Source organism: Streptomyces sp. NPDC016640 (assembly GCF_043076215.1).
GTDB lineage: Bacteria > Actinomycetota > Actinomycetes > Streptomycetales > Streptomycetaceae > Streptomyces.
This window is the reverse complement of the sequence record NZ_JBIBRG010000007.1, coordinates 199,204-214,418: the sequence shown is the minus strand read 5'-3', so window position 1 is coordinate 214,418 and position 15,215 is coordinate 199,204. Positions and strand designations below refer to the sequence as shown.

The 15,215-nt window shown below is 72.6% G+C and carries 17 protein-coding genes; 7 read left to right on the top strand and 10 right to left on the bottom strand.

Annotated elements, in window-relative coordinates:
* Nucleotide 1 precedes the first annotated feature (1 nt).
* Entirely contained in the window at nt 2-361 is a 360-nt protein-coding gene (locus ACF07S_RS16840; RefSeq protein ID WP_391964859.1) for a DUF742 domain-containing protein, read from the top strand.
* Nucleotides 348-944, top strand: a complete 597-nt coding sequence (locus ACF07S_RS16835) for an ATP/GTP-binding protein (protein ID WP_391964858.1) — start codon at nt 348-350, stop codon at nt 942-944. Before ACF07S_RS16840 ends, ACF07S_RS16835 begins: the two co-directional genes overlap by 14 nt.
* Before the next feature lie 45 nt (nt 945-989).
* Here ACF07S_RS16835 and ACF07S_RS16830 read toward each other — a convergent pair whose 3' ends face one another.
* From ACF07S_RS16830 to ACF07S_RS16795, 8 genes are all read right to left on the bottom strand, one after another.
* Nucleotides 990-1,946 (bottom strand): ABC transporter substrate-binding protein, encoded by a 957-nt coding sequence (locus tag ACF07S_RS16830; protein ID WP_391974475.1) that lies wholly within the window; start codon nt 1,944-1,946, stop codon nt 990-992.
* 74 nt (nt 1,947-2,020) lie between these two features.
* The gene (locus tag ACF07S_RS16825; protein WP_391964856.1) at nt 2,021-2,686 is read right to left on the bottom strand and encodes an ABC transporter permease; all 666 of its coding nucleotides are present in this window, start codon (nt 2,684-2,686) and stop codon (nt 2,021-2,023) included.
* A complete protein-coding gene (locus ACF07S_RS16820; RefSeq protein WP_391964855.1) occupies nt 2,683-3,381 on the bottom strand; it encodes an ABC transporter permease in 699 nt (232 codons plus the stop codon). The genes ACF07S_RS16825 and ACF07S_RS16820 overlap by 4 nt, the downstream gene beginning before the upstream one ends.
* Nucleotides 3,378-4,508: an ABC transporter ATP-binding protein gene (locus ACF07S_RS16815; protein WP_391974474.1), complete on the bottom strand. Its 1,131-nt coding sequence runs from the start codon at nt 4,506-4,508 to the stop codon at nt 3,378-3,380. Before ACF07S_RS16815 ends, ACF07S_RS16820 begins: the two co-directional genes overlap by 4 nt.
* 234 nt (nt 4,509-4,742) lie before the next feature.
* Nucleotides 4,743-5,150: a peptide-methionine (R)-S-oxide reductase MsrB gene (gene msrB / locus ACF07S_RS16810; RefSeq protein ID WP_391964853.1), complete on the bottom strand. Its 408-nt coding sequence runs from the start codon at nt 5,148-5,150 to the stop codon at nt 4,743-4,745.
* A 14-nt stretch (nt 5,151-5,164) separates the two neighbouring features.
* The gene (gene murC, locus ACF07S_RS16805) at nt 5,165-6,553 is read right to left on the bottom strand and encodes a UDP-N-acetylmuramate--L-alanine ligase (protein WP_391964852.1); all 1,389 of its coding nucleotides are present in this window, start codon (nt 6,551-6,553) and stop codon (nt 5,165-5,167) included.
* Between the two features lie 71 nt (nt 6,554-6,624).
* Nucleotides 6,625-7,098 (bottom strand): indole-3-glycerol phosphate synthase, encoded by a 474-nt coding sequence (locus ACF07S_RS16800; RefSeq protein WP_391964851.1) that lies wholly within the window; start codon nt 7,096-7,098, stop codon nt 6,625-6,627.
* 219 nt (nt 7,099-7,317) lie between these two features.
* On the bottom strand, nt 7,318-8,121 hold the full coding sequence (locus ACF07S_RS16795) for a pyrimidine reductase family protein (RefSeq protein ID WP_391964850.1): 804 nt from the start codon (nt 8,119-8,121) through the stop codon (nt 7,318-7,320).
* A gap of 37 nt (nt 8,122-8,158) precedes the next feature.
* Here ACF07S_RS16795 and zapE point away from each other — a divergent pair, with 37 nt between their 5' ends.
* The 5 genes from zapE to ACF07S_RS16770 all read left to right on the top strand — a co-directional run bounded on the left by zapE (nt 8,159) and on the right by ACF07S_RS16770 (nt 14,206).
* Nucleotides 8,159-9,262 (top strand): cell division protein ZapE, encoded by a 1,104-nt coding sequence (gene zapE / locus ACF07S_RS16790; protein WP_391974473.1) that lies wholly within the window; start codon nt 8,159-8,161, stop codon nt 9,260-9,262.
* 395 nt (nt 9,263-9,657) lie between these two features.
* Complete coding sequence (locus ACF07S_RS16785) at nt 9,658-10,239, top strand: carbonic anhydrase (RefSeq protein WP_391964848.1); 582 nt, start codon at nt 9,658-9,660, stop codon at nt 10,237-10,239.
* Nucleotides 10,236-11,747, top strand: a complete 1,512-nt coding sequence (locus ACF07S_RS16780; RefSeq protein ID WP_391964847.1) for a SulP family inorganic anion transporter — start codon at nt 10,236-10,238, stop codon at nt 11,745-11,747. The genes ACF07S_RS16785 and ACF07S_RS16780 overlap by 4 nt, the downstream gene beginning before the upstream one ends.
* Before the next feature lie 150 nt (nt 11,748-11,897).
* Nucleotides 11,898-12,722 carry a slipin family protein gene (locus ACF07S_RS16775; protein ID WP_391964846.1) on the top strand — a complete coding sequence of 275 codons (825 nt, stop codon included), beginning with the start codon at nt 11,898-11,900 and terminating at the stop codon, nt 12,720-12,722.
* Nucleotides 12,723-12,811: 89 nt separating this feature from the next.
* Nucleotides 12,812-14,206 carry an alkaline phosphatase PhoX gene (locus tag ACF07S_RS16770; RefSeq protein ID WP_391964845.1) on the top strand — a complete coding sequence of 465 codons (1,395 nt, stop codon included), beginning with the start codon at nt 12,812-12,814 and terminating at the stop codon, nt 14,204-14,206.
* A 61-nt stretch (nt 14,207-14,267) separates the two neighbouring features.
* Here the strand turns inward: ACF07S_RS16770 and ACF07S_RS16765 are convergent, their stop codons facing one another.
* Together ACF07S_RS16765 and ACF07S_RS16760 are read right to left on the bottom strand one after the other, a co-directional pair.
* On the bottom strand, nt 14,268-14,753 hold the full coding sequence (locus tag ACF07S_RS16765; protein ID WP_391964844.1) for an SRPBCC domain-containing protein: 486 nt from the start codon (nt 14,751-14,753) through the stop codon (nt 14,268-14,270).
* Nucleotides 14,750-15,148: an ArsR/SmtB family transcription factor gene (locus tag ACF07S_RS16760; protein ID WP_391964843.1), complete on the bottom strand. Its 399-nt coding sequence runs from the start codon at nt 15,146-15,148 to the stop codon at nt 14,750-14,752. Before ACF07S_RS16760 ends, ACF07S_RS16765 begins: the two co-directional genes overlap by 4 nt.
* Between the last annotated feature and the right edge of the window lie 67 nt (nt 15,149-15,215).

The following is a 15,215-nucleotide window of genomic DNA, read 5'->3' as shown; positions in this document are numbered from 1 at the left end:
GGTGGGCGGAAGCGACTCGGCGGGACGGCTCGTACGGCCGTTCACCCTGACCGGTGGCCGGACCCGGCCCAGCCGCGCCGACTTCACGCTCATCACGACGGTGACGGCGGCGGATCCGCAGCCCGAGGCGGCCGGCCGGCCGCAGCCCGAACACCTGCGCATCGTGCGGATGTGCGAGCGGCCGGTCGCGGTGGCCGAGCTCGCCGCGCGTCTGGACCTGCCGGTGAGCGTGGTCGTCATCATGCTGTGCGACCTGCTGGAGGCGGGCCGGATCACCGCGCACCCGCCGCACCCCGTCAACCGCACCACCCCGGATCTGGACCTGCTGCAGAAAGTGAGGGAGGGCCTTGGCCGGCTCTGACACCATCGCTCAGGCGTCCGCCGACCGTCCGGCACCCGACACGGTCAAGATCCTGATCGCCGGTGGCTTCGGCGTGGGCAAGACCACCATGGTCGGCTCGGTCAGCGAGATCGTCCCGCTGCGCACCGAGGAACCGCTGACCATGGCGGGCCTGGGCGTCGACGACCTGCAGGGCGTCGAGGAGAAACGTGCCACCACGGTCGCGCTGGACTTCGGCCGGATCTCCGTCTCCGACGACCTCGTGCTGTATCTCTTCGGCACGCCGGGCCAGCAGCGGTTCTGGTTCATGTGGAACGACCTGGCCGTCGGCGCGCTGGGCGCGGTGGTCCTGGTGGACGTGCGCAGGCCCGAGTCCAGCTTCGCCGCGATCGACTTCTTCGAACGCCGGGGCATCCCCTTCGTGATCGCCGTCAACGGCTTCCACGGGGAGCACCCGTACCCGGTCGAGGACATCCGGGACGCGCTGACGCTGCCGGAGGGGGTGCCCGTGCTGCTGTGCGACGCCCGGGAGCGGGACTCGTGCCGGGACGTGCTGATCGCTCTGATCGACCGGCTGATCGCCGAGGCGGCCCCGGCGCGGTGACGTGCCCGTGGGGGTGCGGCCGGCGCGCCGCACCCCCACCGGGGATCAGGCCAGGCCGGCCGACTTCAGCCAGGCCCTGGCCACGTCCAGGGGGTCCTTCTTCTCCAGCTGCACCTGGGCGTCCAGCTCCAGGAGGGTCTCGGTGTCCAGCTCGGCGGAGACCGCGTCGAGCGCGTCGACGCCCTTCTGCGGGAGCCCGTCCTTGTGCACCAGCGGGGTGACGTTCGCGAATCCGAAGAAGTTCTCCGGGTCCTTCAGGACGACGAACTTCTCCTTGACGATGGTCGGGTCCGTGGTGAAGACGTCCGCGGCCTGGACCGTGTTGCCGGTGAGCGCCGCCTGGGTCAGCGGGCCGCCCGCGTCGAGCGCCTTGAAGGACTTGAACTTCAGGCCGTAGACCGACTCCAGGCCCTTGAGCCCCTGCTGCCGGGTCTGGAACTCGGGCGAGCCGCCGATCACCAGCTCCGGTGCGACGTCCTTGAGGTCCTCGAGGGTGGAGGAGGACGTGAGCCCGTACTTCTCCGCGGTCCGGGCGTTGACGCTGACCGAGTCCTTGTTCTCGGCCGGCGAGGACCGGAGCAGCGTCAGCTTCTTGTCCAGCTTGGCCTTGACGGCCTCGTTCACGGCCTCGGCGGACTCCTGCCCGGCCCCGGGGTCGAGGTAGGCGAGCAGTGAGCCGTTGTACTCCGGCAGGACCGTGATGGAGCCGTTCCTCATCAGGCCGTAGCTGGTCTCACGGCTGCCGATGTTGTGCTTGTAGTCGACCTTGAGTCCCTTGGCGCGGAGCGCCTCGCCGTAGATGTCGGCGAGCAGGGTGCTCTCGGCGAAGTTGTTCGAGCCGACGACGACGGTGCCCGCCTCGGCCTTCTCCCCCTCGAGGGGGTTGTCGGAGGTGTCCCCGGAGGAACAGCCCGCGAGCAGCGCCGCGGCGGCGGTGAGCGCGACGGCCGCCGCGCCGGTGTGCCTCGTCCTGGACCTGCTGCTCTTCGCGCTAGAAGTCATTCATCGATCCAATCCAGCCGTTTCACGGTCAGTCAAGAGCGTTGTGGTCACGGTTCACCGAGGAGCGCGGGGCGTCAGCGCCTGCGCACCCCGGGCGACACCGCGAGCCGTCCCGCCGCCCAGAACAGGGCGAGGGTCAGCAGCGCCAGGACGGCCACCAGCGTGGCGCCGCCCACCACCTTCTCGTAGTCGCGCTGGTAGAGCCCGTCGACGATGTAGCGGCCGAGGCCGCCGAGGCTGACGTAGGCGGCGATGGTGGCCGTGGAGACGATCTGGACGGCGGCCGACCGCAGGCCGCTCAGGACCAGCGGGAGGGCGACCGGCAGTTCGACCTGGAACAGGATCCGCGACTCCCGCATGCCCATGCCCCGCGCGGCGTCCACCGGGGAGGGGTCGACGGAGCGGACGGCCTCGTAGGTGGTGACCAGGATCGGCGGGACGGCCAGGACGACCAGCGGGATCATCACGGGCAGCAGGCCGAAGCCGATCAGGAGCACGGCCAGCACCAGCAGGCCGAAACTGGGCAGCGCGCGGGCGGCGTTGGCGATGAGGGCGAGCGCGTTCCCGCCGCGTCCGGTGTGGCCGGTCAGCAGGCCGACGGGCAGGCCGATCGCGGCGGCGACGGCGAGGGCCAGCAGCGAGTACTGGACGTGCTCCCAGAAGCGCTGCGGGATGCCGTCGTAGCCGTGCCAGTGGGCGCTGTCGCCGAAGAAGGCGTTGACGAAGTCCAGGACGTTCACCGGGCCGCTCCCCGGGCCGTGAGCGGTTCCCGCCGCGCGGCGGCCTTCGGCCGTGCGCCGCGCGGCATCCACGGGGTCAGCAGCACCCGCAGCAGGACCAGCGCGGCGTCGCACACGATCGCCAGGGCGGCCATCGTGATCACGGCGTTCACCGCGAGTTCGGGCCGGTCGTACTTCTGGGCGGCCGCCAGCAGGTTGCCCAGGGCGCCCTGGTTGCCGATCAGGGCGCCGACGCTGACCAGGGAGATGCCGGAGACGGTGGCCACCCTGAGCCCGGCGATGAGGGCGGGCGCGGCGATCGGCAACTGCACCTGCAGATAGCGGCGTACGGGGCCGAAGCCCATGGCGGTGGCCGCGGCCAGGGTCTCCTGGGGCACCGAGCGCACGCCGTCGACGATCGCCGGGACCAGCACCACCAGGCTGTAGACGGCCAGCGGGATCATCACGGTGAGTTCGGTCTGGCCGGTGTAGTCGATGAGGACGACGAAGAACGCCAGCGAAGGGATGGCGTACAGGACGGTCGTCAGGCCGAGCACGGGCGGGTACAGCCAGCGGAAGCGCACGCACAGCTGGGCCAGCGGCAGGGCGAGCAGCAGTCCGGCGGCCACCGGCAGCAGGGACTCCCGCAGGTGCAGTCCGACGAGACCGGACCAGCTGTGCTGGAGGTCGCTCGGGATGTCGAAGAAACCGTTCACTTGGCGACCCCGGCCCCGGCCCGGTGCGCCCGGCTCCCGGTGTGGGCGGCGCGGATCGCCTCGCCGATGCTCTGCTGGGAGACGACGCCGGTCACCCGGCCGCCGTCGTCCACGGCGACCGCCCAGCCGGTGGGCGAGAGCACGGCGCAGTCGAGGGCGACGCGGAGGGAGTCGGTGCCGGGCACGAACGGGCGCCCGTAGGGCAGCAGCCGGTCCGTGCCGAGGTCCCCGGCGGTGAGCCCGTCGCGTTCGGCCCAGCCGAGCGGGCGGCCGTCGGGGTCGGTCACGAGGAGGTGCGGGGCCCGCACGGCGGCGATCCGTTCCGCGGGGGCGTCGGCCGGGACCACGGCGTCGGTGGTGAGCTCCAGCGCGGCGGAGGCGAAGAAGGACAGCCGCCGGATGCCCCGGTCGGCGCCGAGGAAGTCCTCGACGAAGTCGTCCGCGGGGGCGGACAGCAGCTCGGCGGGCGGCGCGTACTGGGCCAGCCGGCCGCCCTCGCGCAGGACGGCGACCATGGTGCCGAGTTTGATCGCCTCGTCGATGTCGTGGGTGACGAAGACAATGGTCTTGCCCAGTTCGTCCTGGATGCGCAGGAGTTCGTCCTGCAGCCCCTTGCGCACCACGGGGTCGACGGCCGAGAACGGCTCGTCCATCAGCAGCACCGGCGGGTCCGCGGCGAGCGCCCGCGCCACCCCGACGCGCTGCTGCTGGCCGCCGGAGAGCTGGTACGGGTACCGCTTGGCCAGCGAGGTGTCCAGCCCCACCCGCTCCATCAGTTCCGCCGCCCGCTCCCGGGCCCGCTGCTTGCCCCAGCCGAGCATGCGGGGGACGGTGGCGATGTTGTCGACGATCGTGCGGTGCTGGAAGAGCCCGGCGTTCTGGATGACATAGCCCATGGAGCGGCGCAGGGTGGTGACCGGCTGCCGCTGGATGTCCTCGCCGTCGAGCAGGATCGTTCCCCCGGTGGGTTCGACCATGCGGTTGATCATGCGGAGGGTGGTGGTCTTGCCGCAGCCCGAGGGTCCGACGAGGACGGTGATCGAGCGGTCGGGGATCTCCAGCGACAGCCGGTCGACCGCCACCGTGCCGTCCGGGTACCGCTTCGTGACTGAGTCGATCCGTATCAAGACGCCGATTGCCCTTCGGGTGGCGGAAGTTTCTGACCGAGGTCGCACGCTCTGTCGCCGGTCGAGTGTAGACGGCACCTCCGACAGAACCCCGGAACCCCGCGCCCCCGGCCAGAGCGGCCTCGGGCTACGCCGCCACCTGCCCCGGTTCCGCCAGGGGAAACCCGGCCGTCCGCAGCGCCCGCCGGCCGGTGTCCACGGCGAACACCTCGGCCGGCGAGCAGCGGGGGCGGATCAGCCCTCGGCCGGCCGCAGCCTCAGCGAGATGCTGTTGATGCAGTAGCGCTGGTCCGTGGGCGTCGGATACCCCTCACCCTCGAACACGTGCCCGAGGTGGGAGCCGCAGCGGGCGCAGCGGACCTCGGTGCGCACCATGCCGTGCGAGCGGTCCTCCACCAGCTCCACGGCGTCGGTGTCCTTCGGGTCGTAGAAGGACGGCCAGCCGCAGTGCGACGCGAACTTGGTGTCCGAGGTGAACAGTTCGGCGCCGCAGGCACGGCAGGAGTAGACGCCCTCGGTCATGGTGTCCGTGTACTCACCCGTGAAGGCGGGTTCCGTGCCGGCCCGGCGCAGAACGGCGTACTCGGACGGGGACAGTTCCGCGCGCCACTGCTCGTCCGGCTTCTCCACGTCGTACGGCATGAGCTTCCAGCCCCTTACTTCGACAGACGGTCCAGGATCCACGGGCCGAGGTCGGTGACGTCGCCCGCTCCCATGGTCAGAACCAGATCACCGGGCTTCGCCATTCCCGCGACCGCGTCGGGGACCTCCGCCCGGTCGTGGAGGGCCGTCACGTCCGCGCCGGCCGCCCGGGCCGCGTCGATGACCAGCTCGCTGGTGATGCCGGGGAGCGGGTCCTCGCGGGCCGGGTAGACGTCCAGCACCACCGAGGCGTCGGCCAGGGACAGCGCCCGGCCCATCTCCGCGCCCAGTTCCCGGGTCCGGGAGAACAGGTGCGGCTGGAAGACGACGAGGATGCGTCCGTCCCCGGCGGCGGCGCGCATCGCCTCCAGGTCGGCGGTCATCTCGGTCGGGTGGTGCGCGTAGGAGTCGATCACCTGGACGCCGGCCGCCTCGCCCTTGAGCTGCAGGCGCCGCTTCACCCCGGTGTACGCGGCCAGCGCCGGGGCCAGTTCGGCGGCCGGGACGCCGAGCGCCGCGCCCGCGGCGAGCGCGGCCACCGCGTTGAGCGCGTAGTGCCGGCCGGGGACCGACACCGTGAAGGTGAGCGGGGCGCCGTCCAGTTCGACGGTCACCTCGCTCTTCAGCCCCTGCGGGAGGACCGAGAGGACCCGCACGTCGGCGTCGGGCGCCTCGCCGTACGTCACCGTCCGCACCGAGCCGTCCAGGCGCCGCGTCAGCTCCCGCGCCCCCTCGTGGTCCGCCGAGATCACCAGCGTGCCGCCGGGGACGATCCGGCCGACGAACGTCTCGAAGGACTCGTGGATCTCCTCCATGGACGCGTAGTTGGCGTGGTGGTCCAGCTCCACGTTGAGGATGATCGCGACCTCGGGGGCGTACTTGTGGAAGCTGCGGTCCGACTCGTCCGCCTCGGCGACGAAGATCTCGCCCTCGCCGTGCAGCGCGTTGGAGCCGGGGGCGTCCAGGTCGCCGCCGATGGCGTACGACGGCCCGCGGCCCAGGGCGGTCAGGGAGACGGCCAGCATGGAGGTGGTGGTGGTCTTGCCGTGGGTGCCGGCCACCGCGATCGGCCGCAGGCCGTCCATCAGGGCGGCGAGTGCGTCGGAGCGGTGCACCACCGGGACGCCCCGCTCGGCCGCCCGCGCCAGTTCGGGGTTGTCCTCGCGGATCGCGGAGGAGACGACGACACAGCTGGCGTCGTCGGCCAGGTGCCCGGCGGCGTGGCCGATGTGCACGGTCGCGCCCAGCGCGCGCAGCGCGTCGGCGGTCCCGGAGTCCTTGGCGTCGCTGCCGGCCACCCGGGCGCCGCGCTGGGCCAGGATCTTGGCGATGCCCGACATCCCGGCGCCGCCGATGCCGATGAAGTGCGGTCGGTCCATGGCGGGGGGAAGGCCGGGTGCCATGCGTGTTCTCCAGGTGGTGCGACGAGCGGGACGACGGTCTTCGCGCCCTCGCGGGAAGGCGCCGCCCCAGCCTATGCCTTGCTGTGGGAGAAGAGTTTCAGCACCGGCACCCCGACCTTGTGCCGGGCCCGGGAGGCCCAGTCCCGGTGGAAGAACTCCTCCACGTAGTGCGGATCGGTCAGGACGATCACCTCGTCCGCCCCGACCTCCTCGACCATGGCCTTCAGCGCGTCCAGGGGATGGTCCTCGATGAGCCGGCCGCCGGCCTCGTCGCCGGTCGCGCGCAGCGCCTGCAGGGACACCTCCAGGGCCCGCTCCCCCACGCTCTTGGCCTCCTCGCCCTCGGGGGTCTCGCCCTCGCGGACGGCCTCGTCGAGCTCGCCGAGCGCGACGTCGTCGATGGCTCTCAGCAGCCGGTCGGCCTGTTCGCCGCGCGGCTGGAGCAGCACATGGAAGGCGACCGGCTCGTCACCGTGCAAGGTGGTGACGAACTCCACGTCGGCGGAGGTCAGGGCCTTCTCGATCATCAGTACGCTGGTGAACACCAGGCGCCCCTTCTCGTCGGAGGGCCCGCGGGCCCTGCGCTCCGTGGGCCGAGCCAGGCCCCTGCGGAAACCATCCTGCCCCGTATGCGCACGGGTACCGCCGGATTCAGTCTCACCCCTCGTCGCACCAGGTGGACGGCTGGGCTCCGCCGATCGCCGGACCGATGGCCACCACCGACGCATTACTGAACATTCCCGGACACTCCCGAATGATTCGGATCAGTTCCGCTGGTACCGCGTGAACAGAAAGCCGTCTTCCTCCAACATCGACCTCAGCGTGAAACGACTCGGAAGTGTCACCGACGGTCCCCCGGCGATCCGCTGCGCGTCACCGGCGGTCAGCAGCGGCGCGACCGTGAGGCAGAGCTCGTCCAGTACCCCGGCCGCCACCATCGCGCCCAGCAGCCGCGGGCCGCCCTCGGTCAGCAGCCGGGTGTGCCCGAGGGCGGCGAGGGCCCGCACCGCGCGCGCGGGGTCCACCGCGGCCCCGTCCCCCGCGGTCACCACCCGGGCACCCGCCCGCTCCGCGGCGGCGACCCGCTCCGGGTCGGCCCCGGCCCCGGTCAGGAGCAGCGTGGGCACGGCCGGGGAGGTGAACAGCGGCAGGGAGAAGTCCAGCTCCAGGCCGGCGGTCACCACCGCGATCGCGGCCGCCGGCCCCTGCCCGGCGGCCTCCCGCGCCGCCGCGAACTCGGCGCGCGCGCGGGCCGGACGGTACCCCTCCCGCCGTACCGTCTCCGCGCCGACGACCACCACGTCCGCGAGGGCCCGCAGCACGCCGAAGATCCGCATGTCGGCCGCGCAGGAGAGGGGCTGCGAGCGGCCCCCGTGCTGGGCGGCCCCGTCCAGGGTGGACACCATGTTGGCCCGCAGCCACGGCCGGCCGCCGCCCGTCCCCGGTCCGGGGTAGGCGTACGCGGCGGCCAGTTCGGCCGGGCTCCACTCGCGGGCGGACCCGTCCGGGATCTCGCTCTCCCCGGCGGGAGCTGCTGTTTCGTCGGTCACAGGGAACAGGCGTCGCATGCCGTGCAGTGTTCCACGGGCCGTAGCATGGGGGACCGTGTCGTCCTCCTCCGCCGCCTCCCGCCCCGGCCCGCCGGCCGACGTGGCCCCGCTGTCCCTGTGCGCCCGCGAGCCGCGCGTACCCGCGGACCGGCTCGTCGCCGAGATGGTGCCGCCGCCGCGGTTCGACGCGGTCCGCTTCGACACCTACATACCGGACCCGGACCGGCCGAGCCAGACCGAGGCCGTGCGCGTCCTGGAGGGGTTCGCGGCGGGCCTCCACGGGACGGCGCCCGCCGGCTCGGGCAGGCGGGGGCTGTTCGGCTTCGGCAGGAAGCCGAAGCCGGCGCCCGCCGGTCCGCGCGGCGTCTACCTCGACGGCGGCTACGGCGTCGGCAAGACCCATCTGCTGGCCTCCCTGTGGCACGCCACCCCGGCCGAGCCCTCGCTCAAGGCGTTCGGCACCTTCGTGGAGCTGACCAACCTGGTCGGCGCCCTCGGCTTCCAGCAGACGGTGAAGACCCTCTCCGAGCACCGCCTGCTGTGCATCGACGAGTTCGAACTGGACGACCCGGGCGACACCGTGCTCGTCTCCACCCTGCTCGGCAAGCTGGTCGAGGCGGGCGTCGCGCTCGCCGCCACCTCGAACACGCTGCCGGGCAGGCTCGGCGAGGGCCGGTTCGCGGCGGCGGACTTCCTGCGCGAGATCCAGGGCCTGTCGGCCCACTTCCGCGCCCTGCGCATCGACGGCGAGGACTACCGCCACCGCGGTCTGCCCGAGGCGCCCCCGCCCCGCTCCGACGACGTGGTGACCAGGACGGCGCACGCCGTCCGGGGCGCCTCCCTGGACTCCTTCCCGGACCTGCTGGACCACCTGGCCAGGGTGCACCCCAGCCGCTACGGCGCCCTGACCGACGGGATCACCGCGGTGTGCCTCACCGGGGTGGGGCCGGTGCCGGACCAGTCGACCGCGCTCAGGCTGGTCGTCCTCGCGGACCGGCTCTACGACCGCGAGGTGCCCGTCCTCGCCTCGGGACTGCCCTTCGACCGGTTGTTCGGCGAGGAGATGCTGAAGGGCGGCTACCGCAAGAAGTACTTCCGGGCGATCTCGCGGCTCACCGCGCTGGCCCGGGACGCGGGACGGCTCGCCGAAGCCCCGTGAGCCGGGTTTCCCACACCTGAACCACTCCCGCCTGGTCAAAGGCTGATTCGCGCCAACACACCCTTCTTTTCGGGCTCTCTCCAGCACGAGACCCAGAGTTAACCCCGCAAAGGACTTTGCGGGGTTAATGTGTTTCTTGACCAACCGTTGACCAAGAGTTGACATGCGGAAGGGACGCGAACCGTGCCCGGAAGGACGCATGTTCCAAGGTCGGGCGACCACGGCCACACCCTCGGCCCCCGCCGTCGCTTTACCTTCACATCAGTTCTTCATATTCCCCGCGGTCCTCACATCCGCTTATACGGTCCGTAAAGCAAGGGCCACAGGTCTCCGCGAAACCGACCCCTGTCATGCCCGTCCGACGCGCCCCCACGCGCGCCAGGAGGAAACACCAGATGCAGCCCCTCATCGACAACGCCCGCACGTTCGGACAGCGCCCTGAGGAGTTCGCCCGCCTCGCCGAGGGACAGTCCCCCGACGTCCTGTTCATCACCTGCTCCGACTCCCGGGTCGTACCGGCCCTGATCACGGGCGCCCGGCCCGGCGAGCTCTTCGAGCTGCGCACCGCGGGCAACATCGTCCCGCCGTACGCCTCCGAGCGTCCCACCGCCGAAGCCGCCACCGTCGAGTACGCCGTGGAGGTGCTCGGCGTGAGCGACATCGTGGTCTGCGGCCACTCCCACTGCGGGGCCGTCGGCGCGCTGGTGCGCGGCGACGACCTCGACGCCGTACCGGCGGTGCGCGACTGGCTGGCGCACGCCGCCGACGAGCCGGCCTCGGCCGACGCGGCGGACCCGGCCTGCGCCGAGGCGGTGCAGCACCACGTCCTCGCCCAGCTGCTGCGGCTGCGCTCCTACCCCTGCGTGGAGCAGGGGCTGGCCACCGGCCGGCTCCGGCTGCACGGCTGGTACTACGAGGTGCACACCGGTGCGGTGCGCGCGCACCGCACCGGCAGCGACACGTTCGAGGCGCTGTGAGCACCGCCGTGTCCAGGTTCCCCCATCTGAGGCAGGACTTCGCCGCCTCGCTCGTCGTGTTCCTGGTGGCCGTCCCGCTGTGCGTGGGCGTCGCCGTCGCCTCCGGTGCCCCGGCCGAACTGGGCCTGGTCACCGGCATCGTGGGCGGCCTGGTCACCGGTCTGATGCCGGGCAGCAGCCTCCAGGTGTCCGGTCCGGCCGCCGGGCTGACCGTCCTGGTCTTCGAGGCGGTGGACACCTTCGGACTGCCCGCGCTCGGTGTGATCGTGCTGGCCACCGGGGTGCTCCAGCTGGTCATGGGCGCCCTGCGGCTCGGACGCTGGTTCCGCGCCATATCGCTCTCGGTGGTCGAGGGCATGCTCGCCGGCATCGGTCTCGTGCTCATCGCCGGCCAGCTGTACGCGGCGGCCGGGCTGGAGGCGCCCGCCTCCGGCATCGACAAGATCCTGGGACTTCCCGGGGCGGCCGCGGACGCGGCCGGCAGCACCGAGGCGCTCGTCTCGCTCGCGGTCGGCGCGGGCACCGTCGTGGTGATGGTGCTGTGGCGCCGGATGCCGGGGCCGGCCGGGGCGGTCCCGGGCGCGCTCGCGGCGGTCCTGCTGGCGACGGCGGTCACCCTCGCGTTCGGCGCGCCCGTCGCGACGGTCGAGGTGCAGGGCCTGTTCGACGCCATCCAGCCGCCCGGCGCGGACGCCTTCGGCGAACTGGCGGGCATCGGCATCCTCGGCACGATCGTCGCCTTCACCCTGATCGCCTCCGCCGAGAGCCTGTTCAGCGCCGCCGCGGTGGACCGGCTGCACGACGGTCCGCGCACCGAGTACAACAAGGAGCTCATGGCGCAGGGCGCGGGCAACACGGTCTGCGGTGTCCTCGGCGCGCTGCCGATGACCGCGGTCATCGTGCGCAGCTCGGCCAACGTCCAGGCGGGCGCCAGGACCAAGGCCTCCCGGGTGCTGCACGGCGTGTGGCTGCTGCTGTTCGCCGCGCTGCTGCCGGCCGCCCTGGCGCTGATCCCGCTGCCCGCGCTGGCCGGCATCCTGATCCACGCGGGCTGGAAGCTGATCCCGTTCCGCGGCGTCGTCGCGCTGTGGCGGGGGCACCGGGGCGAGGCGCTGATCCTGGTGGTCACCGCCGTGTCGATCGTCGTGGTGAACATGTTCGAGGGCGTGCTGATCGGTCTGGCCCTGTCGATCGTCAAGACCGCCTGGGAGGCCTCGCACGCGAAGCTGGAGGTCATAGACAAGGGCGCGGGACCGGTCCAGGTGTACGTGTCGGGGAACGCGACGTTCCTGCGACTGCCGAAGATCCTCGACACCCTGGAGGCGCTGCCCCAGGACCGCCCGGTCGAGCTGGATCTGTCCGGGGTCCATCATCTCGACCACGCCTGCCGTACGGCGCTGACGAGCTGGGCCGAGCGCCACAGCACGGCGGACACGGCACCGGTGAAGCTCACCGAGGGCGCGAGGACCGCCCCGAGCGGGGAGGACTCCCCCGTCAGGGCGGGTTAGCCCGGGACACCGGCCGGCCGGGACCGGCCCGGACCACGGCCATGCCGCCCGTCGCACGGACGGGCGGCATGGCCCCGGGCCGGATGGCGGGCCTATCGTGGCAGGAGCGGACGAAAGCGCACACAGCGGACCTCTGGACGGGAGGCCGTCATGCTGGAGGAACTGCTCACCGCCGCCGTCTCGGCCGGCGCCGCGGGCACCGCCTACGTCGCCGCGGCGGCGCGGGTCGTCAAGCAGTACGAGCGCGGGGTCGTCTTCCGGCTCGGCCGGCTGCACGGGGAGGTGCGCCGGCCCGGATTCAATCTGGTCGTGCCCGGTGTGGACCGGCTGCGGAAGGTCAATCTGCAGATCGTCACGATGCCCGTGCCGGCCCAGGAGGGCATCACCCGGGACAACGTGACCGTGCGGGTCGACGCGGTGGTGTACTTCAAGGTCGTCGACGCGGCGGCGGCGATCATCAACGTCGAGGACTACCGGTTCGCCGTCTCCCAGATGGCGCAGACCTCGCTGCGGTCGATCATCGGCAAGAGCGACCTCGACGATCTGCTGTCGAACCGCGAGAAACTGAACCAGGGCCTCGAGCTGATGATCGACAGCCCGGCCGTCGGCTGGGGCGTGCAGATCGACCGGGTCGAGATCAAGGACGTCTCCCTGCCCGACACGATGAAGCGGTCCATGGCCCGCCAGGCCGAGGCCGACCGCGAACGCCGGGCCCGCGTCATCAACGCCGACGCCGAACTCCAGGCCTCGAAGAAGCTGGCCGAAGCCGCCCAGCAGATGGCGGAGACGCCCTCCGCCCTCCAACTGCGCCTGCTGCAGACCATCGTGGCGGTCGCCGCCGAGAAGAACTCCACCCTCGTGCTGCCCTTCCCGGTGGAGCTGCTGCGCTTCCTGGAGCGGGCCGCCCAGCAGACGGCCCCGGACCGGGGCGTGGAGGCCCCCGAGGAGTCCGGCGGCCGCACCCGGGCTGCGTGACCCGAGCGACGCGCGTGGTTCCCGGGACCCGCCGCGGGTGATAGACACGGCCGGGTCGCAGTTCCTGTCCGCCAGCAGGAAGGTTCCCCATGTCAGAAACCGAGTCCCCCACCGGATCCCCGGCGACCCGGCGCCAGTTGCTCGCCCGTTCCGGTGCCGTGGGCATCGGCGTCGCCTTCACCGGCGCCCTCTCCGAACTCTTCACCGGCACCGCCGCCGCCCGGGAACCCGGCCACCGCGGCCACGGCCCGCTGGTCCCCGATCCCGGCGGTCTGCTGGACCTGCCGGAGGGCTTCCGCTACCGGGTGCTCTCCCGCGAGGGCGACCCGATGCGCTCCGGCGAGGGGCCGGTCCCCTCCAACCACGACGGCATGGCCGCCTTCGCGGGCCGGCACGGCCGCGTCCACCTGGTCCGCAACCACGAGAACCGCGCCACCGGCCGGATCCCGGTCCCGGCGGTCGACGGCCTGACCTACGACCCGGCGGGCAAGGGCGGCTGCACGGCGCTGACCCTGGACTCCCGCGGCCGGGTCCTGTCGGAACGCGTCGCGATCGCCGGTACGGCCGTGAACTGCGCGGGCGGACCGACCCCCTGGGGCACCTGGCTGACCTGCGAGGAGACCGAGGAGAAGGCGGGCACCAGCGGTTACACCAGGGACCATGGCTACGTCTTCGAGGTCGACGGCGCCGACCCGCGCCGCACGGGCGCGGTACCGCTGACCGCGATGGGCCGCTTCCAGCACGAGGCGGTCGCCGTGGACCCCGGGCGGGGGATCGTCTACGAGACCGAGGACGCCTTCGAACGGCCCTTCGGCCTGTTCTACCGCTTCCTGCCCGAGAAGCCGCTGGGCGGCACCGGTTCGCTGCGCGCCGGCGGCCGGCTGCAGGCGATGCGGGTGCCGGGGGTGCCCGACCTGTCCTCGATCCAGGAGACGGGGGCGTCCTTCGACGGCGTCGAATGGGTGGACGTACCGGACCCGTCGGCCGCCGGGACCCCGATCCGGCACCAGGACTTCGGCCCGCGGGGCATCACCCACGCACAGAAGCTGGAGGGCTGCTACTGGGGCGGCCGCTCGGTGTACTTCGTGTCCTCCTTCGCCCGTGGCGCGGAGGGGTCGGCGGGCGACCACCACGGGCAGGTCTGGCGGTACGACCCGGAGCGCCGCCGCCTCACCCTCGTGATCGTCTTCGGCCCGGACACCGACGTGCGACTGCCCGGCGAGTCGCCGGACAACATCTGCCTGGCGCCCGGCGGCGGGCTGATGGTGTGCGAGGACGGGGCGGGCGCCCAGCACGTCTTCGGCGTCACCCGGCGCGGCGAGGTCTACGCGGTGGCCCGCAACCGCCAGAACACGGGCACCCCCGAGGAGCCGGAGTGGGGCGAGTTCGCCGGGGTCGCCTTCTCCCCGGACGGCCGCACGATGTACGTCAACTGCTACGCGCCCGGCACCACGTTCGCCGTGACGGGCCCCTGGCGCGGGTAGCCGCCCGGCGGCCGGGCCGGCCGGGTGTCCCACCCGCGTCCCGGCCGCCCCGGCGCGGGTCTCAGCCCGCCAGGAGGGCGTCCATCTGGCCGACGGCCTGGCTCATCCCCTCCACCATGCCCATCTCGGCCAGCTGTTCCATCTGCTCCCGGGTGTCGAAGGCGGAACGCAGTTCCATCCGCGTGCCGCCGTCGTGCCCGGTGAGCGTCATCCGTACCGAGGTGGTCGGCATCCCGGGGTTCGGCTCGCCCTCCTGGTCGGAGAAGCCGTCGGTGAACTCCAGGGCGGCCGGCGGCGTGACCGAGGAGATCCGCCACCAGCCGCCGTACTTCTCGCCCTCCGGGCCGGTCATGTGGTACTTCGCGCCGCCGCCGGGCGTCAGGTCGTGCTCCTCGAAGGTCGCCGGGTAGCCGGGCGGGCCCCACCAGCGCTCCAGCAGCCGCGGGTCGGCCCACAGCCGCCACACCCGCTCCACCGGGGCGGTGAAGTCGGCGACGATGGTGAGGGTGAGGGTCTCGACGTCCTTGTCCACGCTGGTGACAGTCATCCGTCCGGTCCTTTGCTCGTGTTCTCGTCGGGGGCGGGGGCGGCGGGACCGCTCGGCGGGCCGGCGTCGTCCGCGAGCAGACCGGACATCCGGTCCACCCGGGCCCGCCAGGCCGACTCCAGTTCGTCCAGGGCCTGCCGCGCGCGTCCCACCGCGTCGGGATCGGTGCGCACGAGCTGCTCCCGTCCGCGTCGCTCCTTGCCGACCAGGCCGGCCCGCTCCAGCACCGTGACGTGTTTCTGCACCGCGGCGAAGCTCATCGGGTACGCCGCGGCCAGACGTGACACGGACAGCCCATCCCGTGCACAGCGACGGAGTATGTCGCGACGCGTCGCGTCGGCCAGGGCGCGGAACAGCCGGTCCACGGTCTCGTCGGTCGATCCATCTACAATCATTTGGTTGTACGTTAGCTCCGGACCGCCCCCCGCGCAAGGGGGCGACCTCGACGGTGAACCCGACGCA